The organism is Bacteroides sp. OF03-11BH (assembly GCF_003604005.1).
Classification (GTDB): Bacteria; Bacteroidota; Bacteroidia; order Bacteroidales; family Bacteroidaceae; genus Bacteroides; species Bacteroides ovatus.
Genome location: NZ_QTMW01000019.1, coordinates 100583 through 115415, shown reverse-complemented (window position 1 = coordinate 115415; position 14833 = coordinate 100583). Strand labels below are relative to the sequence as shown.

Genomic DNA, 14833 nt, shown 5'->3' with positions numbered 1-14833 from the left:
TTTTGTAATCGGTTATCTCTCTCCTTTCCGCCATTCATTCATATATTCGCGAGGGGACTGATTATATTTTTTCCGGAAACACTTGCTATAATATCCCGAATCCTTGAATCCGACAGCAAAAGCAATTTCGGAAACACTTAAATCCGTATTTTTAATCAGCTCGATAGATTTATTCAAACGAATCTCTTTTACCAGATCGACGGGTGCCAGGCCGGTAAGACTCTTCAGTTTCTTGAAGAATGCCGAACGGCTCAATCCGATACCGGATGCTATGGTGTCAATGTTAAAGTCACTGTCGTCCATATTTTCTTCAATGACCTGATGTATCTTTTCGAGGAACTGTACGTCTTTCTTTACCAAAAATTGTTCGTAGCTGTCTTCTTCGGTCGTCGTCTGGTTTTCCATTTGCTGACGGATTCGTTCACGGAACAGTTTCCGTTCGGCAAGCAACTGGTCGATACGTGCCAACAGATATTCCTTACTGAAAGGTTTGGTGATGTAGGCGTTCGCCCCTAAAGTGATCGCTTTGGTCTTGGCGCCTTCATCATTCTTCGCAGTCAGGATAATGACAGGGATATGGCTGATTTGGAAATCTTTGCGGATGGATTGCAACATTTCAAGCCCATCCATTTCGGGCATCATCTGATCGGTCACCACAATATCCGGATGATACAGGTGTACTTTCTTCAAACCTTCCACTCCGTTATTGGCAATATGGATATTGAACTTGTCTTCCAACTGAAGCTTTATCAACTGGCAAAGGTCTTTGTTATCTTCCACCAACAGAAGGGTCGGTAATGAAGCGTCGATTTCCGGTTCTTCTTCCGTACCGTCTTCGGATATGGCATTTGCAACAGGATCTTGTTCTACCGAAACAGGGGCTGTCTCCGTATCTCCCACATAGAAGTCTACTTCCGACGGGCGGTAATGCTCTTTATCCATCAGAAGTTCCACAATAAACACCGCTCCTTGTCCTTCGGGACTTTCGGCACGAATCTGTCCGTGATGCAGATTGACGATCTCTTTTGAAAGTGCCAATCCGATACCCGTGCCCTGATAATAGGAGTTTTTCGCGTTCTCTCCTTGCGAGAAGCGTTCGAAAATCTCGGTCAGTTTATTTTGTGGAATACCTACTCCGTTATCTTCCACCCGTACATAACAACGTTTACCGTCGTCCGTCAATCCGGTAGTTATATAAATACTTCCTCCGGAATGAGTGAATTTGAATGCATTGGATATGATGTTGCGGATAACAATGCTCATTTTTTCCTTGTCCGCCCATACCATAATCGCTTCATCCGGCAACTGGAAAGTAAAACTGATCTCGTTTTCTTCGGAAAGTACCCGGAATTCTTTCTGGAAAGAAGCTATCATCTCATTAAAATCAATTAATGACACATGCAAACGCATCTTGCCGTTCTGAATCTTCCGGAAATCAAGGATCTGATTCACTAATTGCAGCATTTGATTGGTGTTCTTCTCCATCAGATCCACATATTGCAATCCTTTCGGAGAGAGCTTTTCGCGTTCTCTTAGTTCCTGTATCGGACCTTTTATCAATGTCAAAGGAGTGCGCAATTCATGGGAGATATTGGTAAAGAACTTGATTTTCATCTCCGATACCTTCTGCTCGATATAAATATCATTCTTCATTTTGAGCATGAAGAAAGCCAGGCGCAGGCTGAAATAGAGAGCTGCCAAACCTAGAATTACATATATAAGGGTTGCCCACCAGCTCAACCACCACGGTGGAAGGATAGTGATGGCCAGTGTACAGTTGGAAACCAGCTCCGGATTGGCTTCATCTACGGTTTCTACACGGAATGTATAGTCTCCGGGAGGTACGTTGGTATAAGAAGCGATACGGTTCTTTCCGTTATAATGCCATTCTTTTTCATATCCTTCGAGTATATATCGGTAAGATACCCGGTTCTGATTATAGAAATTCAATGCGGCAAATTCAATCGTGAACATGGATTGATTGTAGTTAAGTTCGATTGCTTTGGCGTATGTGATGGATTCTTTCAGAATCGGACATTCGCGGAAACTACGCAGATCGCGGTTGGAAACTTTAAAGTCAACAATACGTGTATCGTAGTTCGTATGCAATGTTTCCAGTTTGTCGGGAGAGAATGTCAGGATTCCCTGCCGGGTACCAATCCACAAATCTCCATTCAAGGTACGGAGGGCACTACCCTCTTCCAGTTCTACGTTCAGGAAACCGTCGTATTTGTCGTAGTTACGAAACTGTTCGGTAGCTTTATTGAAGCAAGACAAGCCAATTTCCGTTGTAAACCACAAGTTACCGTTTTTATCTTCTACGATGGACTTGACTACATCGTTATTCATTCCTTCGCGTATGCCGTATGATTTGAAGATCGGTTCACGCTTTTCTTTATCATAGCGGACTAATTTATTCAAACCGCCTCCGAATACACTTACCCAGATTTGCGAATCAGTATCTTTGTAGAGTACATAAATATCGTTATCCGCTACGTTTGAATTTTCGCTGACCTGGCGGTACGTTTCAAACTGGATCTGTTCGGGGGTAGTGAAATGTCCGTCGAAAGACATCAGGCCATCCATTGTTCCTACCCAAATACGTCCGTCTTCATCTTCCGTCATGGTACGTACCTCCATATAAAGACCGTATGCAGGATATTGTTTCAAGCCATTGTATTTATGTATAAAGGTAATTGCTCCGTTCTCTTCGGAAATTAGATTCAGACCTCCTCCCAGTAATCCTACCCAAATGCGTCCCTGGCTGTCCTGATAGGTAAAGTACACATCGTTGTTACTGATAGAATTCGGATTCTTGGGGTCATTGATATAACGGGTAAAACGCAACCCGTGCGGTGAATTCATGTCCGGTTCGGCTTTAACAAGCCCGTTTCCCTTGGTGGAAAACCAAAGATTACCGTCTTTGTCTTCCATAATATGATATACGGCTCCTAACAGATAGTTCTTATCCGAGAAGATTTGTTTCACTTGTCCGTTACGATCCAGGCGATACAAGGCTTGCCAGCGGGTTCCTACCCAAATATCCCCATTTTGCGCCTGGAAGAGAGCACGTATTCCCTGATTCCAAGAAGTCGATCTCTCGGGCACCACCGGAGATGGAGAAACTTCTGTCAGCAGTTGGAATTGCTTCTTGGGGAAATTAAGCCTGTATACTCCGCTGCTCGTAGATGCCAGCCAAAGGATGCCATCTTTATCCAGCAGAAGATGGAAGAAAAGCTGATTGGGAAGATCGTCGGAGAAAGGCTTCAATTGGTTGATACGGGTCATTTCCAGTTTCTCCCTGTCGAATAGAAGAATTTCTCCTCCCGGAGTCATAAAGAACATGCCTTGTTCGCCGGCATCCTGCATTTCAAAATTGCCGATTGCGTTCTGATTGGGGAATGTAAAGCGGTGATGGCTCCTGTTCAGGGGATCATAATAGGTCAATGCCTGGTTACCCTCCTGAAACCATACCTTATCATATTTATCATAGAATATAATTCCATTGTCCTTTTCGGGGATGGTAAAGGGGAGCTTGGTCAACTGTTTGTAGCCGATATTGTACTCGTATGCTCCTTCGTTGGTGGTAATGTACATCAAACCGGATTCCGTTACCAGCAAATTAGAAACCGGCTGTTTGATTTCCGGTATCTCGTAACGGTTGACCACTCCGTTTTGCGGATCAATGCTATAAATGTGGCCTTTCTTGTCTCCCAACCATAAGAATTTAGAATTATAAGAGGCACAAGTAAACTGATCCGGGTTAGCAGATACTTTTTTCTGTATAAAGTCGGCAGGTTTGTCTTTCAGCGCTTCCCCTTTCCGTAGGGACAGAATCTGATAATCCATACCGATCCAATTGATAAACTCGGCTGTTTCGCAGAATATGTTGTGTTTCAGACGCATGTCGTACACGTTCACGTTAGGACGCGAATCATGCAATTGTTTCATCGTTATTTTACCTTCCTTGTCGGTGTACGCACGCAAAAGGCTTTTATCTTTTGTCAGCAACAATACGTCGCCGTCTTCGGTCGTCTGAATCTTGATAATCTGAATGTTCTCGGAATATTCTTTCACATCGTCGTAGACGGCATGAAAGCTCTCATGCCGTTTATCGAACAGATAGAGTTTACGGTCGATAGTCTTAATCCACAGAAAACCATTCTTATCTTCTACGATACGCTGAATTTTACGCGGCGGAATATCTGTGGAATAAAAGCCGTCATGGTTATCGTAGGAACGGAATTTACTTCCGTCAAAGCTGCATAGTCCATACCAGGTACCAAACCAGATAAATCCGTCTTGTCCTTTTAATGTACAGTTTACGATATTATTAGGCAAACCACGTTCAGCCGTGTAGTGTTCTACAATCATATTTGGATAGGCAAAAGCATACATGCCTATCATGGATAGTAATAGTATTAGAATATTCCGTTTTCTCATTGATGGCTATAATTGGAATTAAACGTACTCAAAGATAGTCTTTTTTTTGAATAGTGCTTTAGTAACATATAAAAAACAAGTTGGCAGATTACCCTGCTAATCACTTATTACTAACCTGCTAATCACTTTTATCGTACTATTTTTCAGTTCCAAATTCAGTCTGTTGACGTTCTACTTCATCCAACACCCGTTGGCGTTCTTCCTCTGTCAGTTGTACTTTTCCTTCAGATGATCCCTTGACCGGGGGTGCATTAAGAGTGGACGGTGTTGTCCTTTGTATTTCATAAGCCTGTTCCTCATAGCAGAAAGGGAGTTCTGCAGGAACGCTTTCCAGTTCAATTTCAGTAGCTGTCGGAGCTTGAGTGCCCTCAAACTGTACGCGGGCTTTCACCTTAATTTTTCCGGCTTTCCGGGTAGAACGAATCAACACCGGAGCAGAGCCGAACTCCACCGCACGGGGATTGGCGCCAATAGTAGCATCTCCGATGATTTCTCCTTCACCTTCTACCGTGAAAACGATGTTCTCTTTTGCCAGACGGCGCACATTTCCACTATCATCGGTTACTTCAGCAACTACGACGATAAAGTCAGAGCCGTCAGCTACCAGGTTCACTTTTTGGGTATCTATGTAAAGGCGTAGTTTGGTGGAACGTCGGGAAGGCATTTTCTTTTGAGTGCATACTACTTTTCCGTCGATGATTCCTTCGGCAACCATGTTCACTTTTTGCCAGTTCTTTTGGGTATAGCTATATCCGCGTGCTTCCCAAAAGTCCCAGACATTCTCGAATATAACGGGAGCATTCGGCATGTGTCCTTTGGCATGAACCACCGGTTTCGTCCAGGTTTTCGTTCCATCATAAATAGAAAGACGGACTGAATCACAGTTTGTGAATACAACTACGTCCTTATCGGAGAACTGTGACATTTCATGAGCAATGAATATCATCGGGCCACATTCTGCCAATGGGTGTTTGAGGCTGGCCGGCGACTGGCTGCGAAATACTTCATACGCATATTTCTTCTGACGGAAAGCATCATAAATACCGCCCCAATAAGGGTCCGGATGATAGCCACGCTGATGGTCGAACGGATGCCATTGGGCACCACCGATAAACAAACCGGTCGTGCGGTACATCTCGTCATAGCTCTTTGCCAAGGACATAGCCTGTACCAGTAACGGGCGTTCTCCCCAACTGCGGCTGGCACGGTTATTATTGTTGTGAGCATACCAGTCGTCTACATTCTCCCCGAATTCACGGGTAAAGATACATTGCTCCGGTTTGTCTTCTTTTTCATCATCACCCGGCCAGCCATAAACAACGTCATAATGCTCTTTCACTCCGGCAGAATGGACATCGGCAGCAGCTACCGGACGTCCCGGATAGGGATATTCTTCTTTGGTAATCTCAAGAGCTTTCAAGGCAAAATCGAGCGGATAGCGGGTTTCATTCAAGATGGGTTCCCACATCAATACGGAAGGGTGATTACGGTCACGACGAATCATTTCGCGGGTATTCTGATGAACCAACTCTCCGAATTTCGGGTCTTTGTTCCAGTACTGCCATCCCGGAGTAGCGACAATCACGAACAGACCGAGCTCGTCACAGGCATCCATGAAGGCAGGGTCTTGGGGATAGTGGGCTACACGAATAATGGTGCATCCGGTATCACGCAGACGTTTGGCGTCACGCCATTGCTGTGAGTTCGGCAAAGCATTGCCTACGTATGCAAAATCCTGATGGCGATTGGCTCCTACCAGTTGTCCGAAAGGTTTGCCATTCAGCCAGAATCCGTCTTTACCACGGAATTCTGCCAGACGAATACCGACACGGGTAATGCCTCCGTCAATGGATTTATTTCCTTTTTTAATACGTGATTGTACTCTATATAAATAAGGTGTGTCCGGTGACCAAAGAGTAGGATTCTTTACTTCCATCTGTTGACGGATGGATTTCTTCTCTCCCGGCTTTAAAGAAAGTTTTCCTGAACTGCGCTTGATTACTTTTCCATCCGCATCTGTCAAAGTCGTTTCTACAATGACTGACTCGGAACGGGTGTCGTCATTCTGAACTTCGGTGTTTACATATACCTGCGCACTCTTTTCACTGATCTTATCAAAATGAACGAATACACCTCCACCGCCAACGGTTTGTGAATCAATAGCGTCAGTAATAGCTACCGGAGATTTGGCAATCATCCATACATCACGGTAAATGCCACCATGATAAGCAAAGTCTAATGTGTATTGACGTTTTCCGGGAGGATAGGATTTGTCATCACTGTTGTCCGTGAAAACAGCGAGCAGACAGGAGTCTCCGGCCTGTACACCATTGGCAGTCAAGTCTAAAGTAAAAGGTAGATAACCTCCCAGATGTTCCTGGATGCGTTTACCATTCAGATAAAGAATCTGTTTGCCCATAGCTGCTTCAAAATGAAGCACTACCCGTTGCCCTTTTGTTTCAGCGGGGAGGACAAAGTGTTTACGGTACCAAGCTGGTCCCTGATAATTGCGGCATCCGCTTCCTTCGGCCGGCATCAACTCTACAGTATGAGGGGTGGAAACGACGTTCCAGGAACGGTCATCAAAGTTTACCGCTTCTGCTCCCCGGACATCGCCTCTGAAAAAGCGCCATCCCGGATTGAAATTATAGACTTGTCGCCCGCTACCGGGAAGCTGGATGAATCCGGCAACCGATGTCTCGGGACGGTAAGTTTCTGTAGCCTGCCCTTTTTCTATCAAGGAGAATAGCAACAGAAAAGCTGATAAGATGATAAATGGTCTTTTATTCATAATTCTTTATTTATATATTTCATTCGTTAAATGGGAATTTAGCAGTTAGGTTGAAGGCCTTACAATTATATATTTATTGGGGTGCCCTGAAAGGGCTTAATTATATAGCGTAGGGCAACGCCCTACGAAAAAAACACACCAGTCACAAGCCCTGAAAGGGCGGAACTGTATACAATTATGCCCTTTCAGGGCGCAAATTCAGATTGTCGTTTTTACGTAGGGCGTTGCCCTACGCTATATAATTAAGCCCTTTCAGGGCACTCCGCAAAATTATCATTTTTCCTTTTCAATCATTATAACAATATCCTTTTCTCTACTTTCCGGTAAAACTTTCAAGTCTGTCACTTTTCCGTCTTTCAGAGTGGCTTCTACTGTTGTTTCGCCCGGAGCATGAAGTTTGAAATGTACGTTCCATTCTTTCGGCCATGCCGGGAAAAGGAGTATTTGTTCTCCATTGGTTTGCAATAGCATTTCCTGAAGTCCTATCATGCCGCTACCTCCCCAGTTGTGATCGGGTGTCCAGTCATATCCCGGTCCCCAAAATGCGGGGAAACGATGCGGTCCATTCGATAATTTGGCTAAAGATAGTTTCTTTGCTTCTTCGGTCAGGCCTAAACAGGCAGCCCATATATTATCTTGTTTCCATCCGGTATGCGAACGGAACTTGATGGCATCCGGGTCATAAAAGTAGGTATTACGGGCTATATCCAGATCCTCCTTTCCTACTCCATAAATACGCCATGGAAACACTGGATAAAGTTGTGGCGTTTCAACATTATTAATTCGTTCCCAACTTACAGCGGGCGAAATTGTTTGCTTCAAGACCGGAGCAATAGTCGGATTCAACGTATCTTTTATTTCTATGTACCGCAATGGAATCGGAGGGATTGTCTTTAGCATCTCTTCCTTCTTTCCATAAGTTTCCAATACTGTTTTTAGAGCAGCGATGGTGCTACTGGCATTATTAGTCATCTTATATGTCTCACAAGCAGAGCCCGGGAAAAGAATCAGATGTCCGTTGCCATCCAACGCTTTCCGTCCCCGGCGGGAAGCTAGTTGCCGGTAATGTTCGTCGAAGAATGTCAGCGAACTCTCGATCAGAGGTAAATAAGGGGTAATATCAGCATTTGCATAGTTCTTTGTTTCCAATATCATTTGGCAGAACTCAAGAACCGTATCCCATTCATATTCCAGCCAGGCATTATATTCCAATCCTTTGTCAAACCAGTCCGGTCGTTTGAAACCATATTCTGCGGGGTTCGGCAAACCGAAATTTTCGATCTGCTCGCTAAAGCAGGCTCCATCATGTTGCCAATATACACGGCTTCGCAGTTCTGCATTTTTCAACATGTGGTTATAAAAATCAAACTGGGAAGGCATCATATCAAAGTCTCCGCTTTTCAGCATCGGCCAGTATACTAAACGTTGATTCTGTGCAGTCATCGTACCACCTCCCCATTTCCGGTAGTCAGGGGTAAAAGATTGTTTTTCATCGACATGGCAAGGATCAAAGGTAAATAGTCCACCATTGAATTTAGTCGGTACGCTGCCATAAGCATTACATCCCAGCATATAACGGAAAAGGGTGTAGTTTCTAGTTATTTCTTTGGCTTCACCATCTGCTTCGATAAAACTGCGTTGCCAAAAGGAATTCCACCACGAACGGGTCTGTTTTTTATCCTGTATGATAGTCTTCGATGAAACTTTGCCTTTGGGGGCTATTCTATGCAAAGCTATTTGTATTCCCTGCTCCCACTCTTCTATTGTTTCTGTCTGGTCTGTATGTAACACAATGCAGAAATGTTCTTTCCGAGCTGCTTTGGAAGAACGGAATTTCCAGGCACGGTAGTCTGTTCCGGCATATACATCATCCGCAGTGCCTGCAAATTCTAAGTTTTCACCAAAAAGAGTTCCTCCGAAAGTTAAGTTTTTCAGAGGATTCATCATTTGAGATTTTACTTCGTTCATTCCTTGTTGAGCGACAACTACATCAAAAACGGTCTGTTCGGGATTGCGATGATAGAACAGAAGTTGATTTGTATTTACGGAAACACAGTCGGACTCCGTCACAGTACCTTTCGGGGGAGCCCATTTGTAGGAACACTGTTGCCCCTCTCCTTTTCTGACAGGCCGTTCCTGATAGCGCCAATTTTCATAAAAGACTTCAGTCTGCAACGGTTGTGCATTTGTTACCTCTACATGTATAATCGGATGAAAAACATCTACCCAAAATTGTATCTGCGTGTTTCCCGCCGCGATTTCTACATATCCGTCTTTTAGCTTCAACTCCTGACGAAAATCTTTAGCGTCTTTGAAAGGATTGGGCGACAGGCGGAGACGTACACGCCCTTGTTTTAACTGGCAGTTGTTTTCGTCGAATGTACCGCTACGGCTCACATAGAACATAACGTCACCGTCTTCTACCCATATATTCATCCCAATATCTCCACCGCCACAGGGCATAGATTCAGAAGAATTACGACTGGGAGTATTCCAAATGACATTGGCATGCTGACTCCAAAGAGCCGACACGCCAACAAACAGTATGGTTATAATCAGATAAAATCTCTTCATATATTTTTCATATTTTACCTTGTCTATTTGCTATTACCAATCATCCGAACGAAAAGACCCTAAAGGCAATCCGTCGCAATATACATCTCCTTCCACATAGTTTTCAAAACAATATCGAACAGCTACCGGGTGCGGTACTTTATCGCTTTTCACCAGCATCTTACTACGTTCTATCCATGCTTTGGCCGGGTAAAAAACTTTATCTTCGCCGGCTACCTGAAAGTTTTTCGATTCGAAACAGTTCTTGCCGCTGATCCACATATTGGCACGTTCGAAGCTGACAACTACGGTGTCGTTCTTTATTTCAATGCTTTTATAATAAGGACTTTCGCCATTCACGCCTTCCACTCCATACGTTTTAGTTAAAGCCAGAAGTGCCAGGCGTTCGCCTGCAACCTGTTTCTTTGCGGGATGAATACCTTTTTCCATTCCTGCATCCAGTAATACAGCCATACCGCTGTTAGCTACACGATGTTCAACTTTTGCCTGTGCCTCCCGGAGATATGCCGAATTTATCACTTCCTTTCCTTTTTCGGTAATAATCCCGTAATCATACGGAGCTATCTGGCAATAATAAAAGGGAAAATCACCCTGTTTCCATTCGGCACGCCAACCGTTAATCAATCGGGTAAACATATCAGCATATGTATGGGCACGATTCCAGTTATCTTCGCCCTGATACCAAATCACTCCTTTCATGGTCATACCGATTAACGGATGCAACATACCGTTATAAAGCACGGTCGGAGTACGGTTCTTGGATTTTATGTCGGCTTCCGTTTGAGGAATCTTCGCTTCCGGGAAGGCTTTCAGCCAGTCCGCTGTCATCCATGCTTCACAGGCGGAACCACCCCAGGCTGCTACAACCAACCCAACCGGAACATCTAATATTTCATTTACCAGTCTCCCGAAATAATAGGCTGTTGCGCTGAAATCACGGACGCTGGCCGGGGTTGCTTCTTTCCACGAACCGATAACGTCATTCTGCGGAGTGAATGTAGAAGTACGTTTCACCGTAAACAGACGGATTTGTGGATTCTTGCTGTGAAGAATGTCCATATTGGCATTTTCCACCGGTTGGTTTTTGAAGCCTTTCATCGGCATTTCCATATTACTTTGTCCGGAACAAAGCCAAAGTTCGCCTATCAGAATATTATTCAGTGTCTTTTGGGTTCCATCATCAAAAGTCACAGTATAAGGGCCTCCCGCTTCGGGAGTAGCTACTGTCAGTTTCCATGCCCCATTTTTATCTGCTGTTGCTGCATATTGTTTTCCATTCCAACTAGTGGTTACTGTTACTTTTTTATGAGGAGTTGCCGTCCCCCAAAGGTTTGCATTGGTCTGTTGCTGCATCACCATGCCATCAGAAAAAATAGCCGGTAGCTTTACTTCTGCGTGTGTTGACAGGCAGGCAGCAAGCAGAAAACCTGCCAACATTGTACCTGTTTTAATAATTGAACTTTTCATACTTTAGCTATATTATAATGAATTGGGCACGGATTACATGGATTGCGCTGTTACTTTATGTAATACGATTCTCATAAACCGTGTAATCCGCGTAATCCGTGCCTTAAAAATCTATTTTATTCTGTGGTAGAAAAACTCAAAGGTCCGAGCAATCCTGCCGGAAGCAACGTTTTCTCTGCCCTGCGATATTTTGCATTAGTCCAAATGCCATCAAACGGTGCTTTTCCTTCATCAGCTCCTGTCAGTGCATTCGCCCAAGTATTTGTAACCTCTATTTCAAGCTCATTAGTTCCTTTTTTCAGGGCACCTGTAATATTTGCACGATAAGGAGCAGTCCAGATTGTGCCACAATCTACGCCATTCACACGAACAGTTGCCAAATTATAAACTGTTCCCAGATTCAGATAAATCTGTTGGTCTTTATTCGGTTTATTTTTCCAGCGGAAAGTGATCTTATAAGTCGCTGTCCCCGAATAGTAACGTATCTGTTCGTCCGATTCTTGGCTCCAGTCGAAGAGTTCTTGTCGTGTGAGCGTTTTTTGGTTAGCTGCAAAAGTTATAGTATATTCCTTTGCCTCCAAAGCTATGTTTAAAGGGGCTTTAGCTGTATCTTTTTTCTCCTTTTGCAGTTGGAGAGAGGATTCTCCATAGCCTTCATGTACTCCCTCCACAGGATATACGATGAATACGGACTCATTAGGAGCCAATGTGAGAGTAACTTCCGTCCGGTTTCCGTTGATACGATAGGAAGGATGGACATTCATTTCACCCGTCACCGGGTTCCAACATTCCGGTTTTCTACCGTTAATACGCATACTTGCGGTAAACGTGCGTGTTTCGTCCTTTTGGTTGGCTACGAAATAGAGTTCGCCAAGTTCGCCACGACGATGCGTCCAGGCAATATCTTCCGGCACGATCATGTCACGTTCCAAGCCATACACAGAAAAATCTTCTTCTGTATAAGGTAAAGAAGGTACCAAAATGCCAGCTTCTTTTAGTTCATTGATTTTCTTCTGCACTTCCGATGACAATACAGGTTCGGGATTCATAGGACGCGAAAGAGGCAGTACCAACACTTTATAACTTGCTCCACCCGGCAACGTTATTCGTCCGTTTTCGGCTTTCGCCAAACGAAGGATTGCATCTTTATTAAAACTATCGTATGCATATCCACGAAGCGGATTCACCCATTTCTCCGGATCAGCCATGTTAGCTGAATGAGTAACACCTACCGGACGTACACGTAAAGGCTGTCCCTCATTAGCCAGACGGATGCGTTCACTTTCCACTCGTTCTGCACCGAAGATTCCCGGTAGAGAGGGAACCAATCGTTCCGGTAATATCGAACGTCTTGGAACTTCTTCGCCTGTAAAGACTGCGATGTCTGTTACCGGATGTCCATATTGCAATAACGACTGGCAACGGGTAGCATATTCGGAAAAGGCTTTTGCGCCTTTATCCCACCAGGTCTGATCTCGTTGGAAGAAAAGTCCGATGCCATCCAATGTCATACCGGGCTTGCGGTCCAACCAGGGATTATGTACATATACATGGTAGAAAAGACGATTGATTCCTAATGCGTAATTACGATCCAACAAGGCTTTCAACATTCCGGGGTATTCATCCCACGTGCCACGCACTTCCGTGAACCCTTCAGCCTGAATAATATTCTTTCCGTAGATATGTGCTCCGCTAATAGCGTCGAGCATATCATTCGGTTTGTCATGTGTAGGACTGTTCAACCAAAATTCACCCATCGGAAGATCTACTTTTTGATAATGTAGTAGACCATCGCTTACCATCGTCGGAGCTACACATTCTGCCGAAAACTGGCAATCATATTCTCTCGCACAGTCCGCCAATACCTGATAAAACACATCTACGACGAGTTCTGATATGGTAGTACGTACGTCTCGCAGAATCTTTTCACTTTGTTCGACACTTTCCATCGGAATACCTGCCAATAGAGGTAGATAAGGCATCAAATCGTAGCCACGACGTTTCTGAAATTCAATAGCGAAACGTTTATTCCAGTTTTGGCTGCCACATTCCCAACTGTCGACATGCATATATTTCAGTACGCGACGAGCTACTTCGGGATTGGTCTTTGCAAATGCCTGCGCAAACCAGTTATCGAATTGTTTCCGTACCGTTTTCGGGTTAAACTTATCACATTCCAATCCTTTTCCGCCTCCCGCTGTCGCATTGGTATGTCCGGTAGCTGTATGTCCCATGCGTAGTAATTTCCATTTTCCTTTGGGGAGAGTGGCAGTCAATGTTTTTCCATTCGAATGACCGGTATATTGCTCTGTCAGATTGATGACTTGTGAAAGTGAATAGCAGTCCTGTTTCCCAACTTCCTCTTCTTTGGTAGCTTGAGCAACACGCCATACCAGTCCGGCTTTTCCTTCCCACTGGTTCAGACGGGCTTCCCGATGCAGGCGTAATTCTTTTATTTTCAGATTGGGCTTCCATTTGGCAGCATCCATATCTTCACTTCCCGGTTCGCTTCCTTCAGGAGTCCAGTAGAAACGGAAGAAACGGGCGGTAGTCGGAGGAATACTATGAGTTGAATTCTCATCCGTATTCTGCCATCCCTGACGGGCAGGAACCAACTGCTTAACTAAACGATAATTCACTCCGTCATCACTGGCCATTACTTTCAAGCGGTGTGCCTGATAATTATTACCATTTAAAACGATTTCAATATTCCGACAAGTGAAGGGTTGTTCGTATTCATACTGGATATAACAAGGATACGAAGAACGGATCACCCCTGCCGCATCCATATTCACTGTTTGAGCAGCTTTTACATTTCCTGTTGTGGCTAAATTGACACAGGTAATTTTTGCCTGCATTTCGTCCGCTGCGCCTTCTACCGGCAAAGCGAATAATGCGATGTCTTCATAGTAGTTTTCATAAGCCTCCGGTTGTGGCAAGCGAATAGCCATCAGCTTTCCTCCGTTTACAATCGTATCACTCCAAACCACTTTTTGCATAGATTCTTCGGGAGTAATCCAGGGGCCTCCCGCCAATGCGAAACCATCACAAATGTGCATCCCCAATTTCAGCCCCAAACGATCTGCTTCTTCCATGCTGAAACGTACCATCTCCCACCATTCGGGAGTTAGCTGCTGCGCCTTGCCATCGTATTGGGCACCTTCATGAATACCTTTAATCGGCATCAGATAAGTACCTCCTAATCCGGCATGTTTCATTGCCTCCAAGTCGGCTGTAATGCCTTCTTTAGACACGGCACCATACATCCAATACCAAAAGGTCCAGGGTTTTGCTTCGTCTGACGGATTTTGAAATTGCTCCCTAAGTGAGCGTGTTTGCTGTGCATCGGCAGGGCATACGGCTGTCCATGCTAATAGAGAAAGTGCAAATATTTGTTGTTTCAGTCGGCTTTTCATTCCAGTCTATATTTTTACTAAAGTAAAGACGAAAATCACTCTGTTTTGTACTCACTATTAGCTTATGAGATCAGGAATATAACAACTTTAATCAAAAAAAGGTGCACCTCCTTTCCTACTCTCGGAAGAAGGTGCACCACAC

General features: G+C 44.4%; 5 protein-coding genes. All 5 read right to left on the bottom strand.

Going from position 1 to position 14833, the window contains the following annotated elements; genetic code table 11:
- Window positions 1-12: 12 nt before the first annotated feature.
- A complete protein-coding gene (locus DXA54_RS15395; RefSeq protein WP_120079960.1) occupies window positions 13-4443 on the bottom strand; it encodes a two-component regulator propeller domain-containing protein in 4431 nt (1476 codons plus the stop codon).
- Window positions 4444-4579: 136 nt separating this feature from the next.
- Window positions 4580-7234, bottom strand: coding sequence for a glycoside hydrolase family 2 protein (locus DXA54_RS15390; protein WP_120079958.1), 2655 nt, complete (start codon window positions 7232-7234; stop codon window positions 4580-4582).
- 273 nt (window positions 7235-7507) lie between these two features.
- Window positions 7508-9808 (bottom strand): DUF5703 domain-containing protein, encoded by a 2301-nt coding sequence (locus DXA54_RS15385; protein WP_120079956.1) that lies wholly within the window; start codon window positions 9806-9808, stop codon window positions 7508-7510.
- A gap of 33 nt (window positions 9809-9841) precedes the next feature.
- Window positions 9842-11275 carry a sialate O-acetylesterase gene (locus DXA54_RS15380; protein WP_008647485.1) on the bottom strand — a complete coding sequence of 478 codons (1434 nt, stop codon included), beginning with the start codon at window positions 11273-11275 and terminating at the stop codon, window positions 9842-9844.
- Window positions 11276-11391: 116 nt separating this feature from the next.
- Window positions 11392-14691 (bottom strand): glycosyl hydrolase, encoded by a 3300-nt coding sequence (locus DXA54_RS15375; protein WP_120079954.1) that lies wholly within the window; start codon window positions 14689-14691, stop codon window positions 11392-11394.
- Window positions 14692-14833 lie beyond the last annotated feature (142 nt).

What these genes read in the sequence shown, in the direction of transcription:
- DXA54_RS15380 (WP_008647485.1), bottom strand. Translation starts at nt 11,275, where the DNA reads ATGAAAAGTTCAATTATTAAAACAGGTACAATGTTGGCAGGTTTTCTG.
- DXA54_RS15395 (WP_120079960.1), bottom strand. Translation starts at nt 4,443, where the DNA reads ATGAGAAAACGGAATATTCTAATACTATTACTATCCATGATAGGCATG.
- DXA54_RS15375 (WP_120079954.1), bottom strand. Translation starts at nt 14,691, where the DNA reads ATGAAAAGCCGACTGAAACAACAAATATTTGCACTTTCTCTATTAGCA.
- DXA54_RS15385 (WP_120079956.1), bottom strand. Translation starts at nt 9,808, where the DNA reads ATGAAGAGATTTTATCTGATTATAACCATACTGTTTGTTGGCGTGTCG.
- DXA54_RS15390 (WP_120079958.1), bottom strand. Translation starts at nt 7,234, where the DNA reads ATGAATAAAAGACCATTTATCATCTTATCAGCTTTTCTGTTGCTATTC.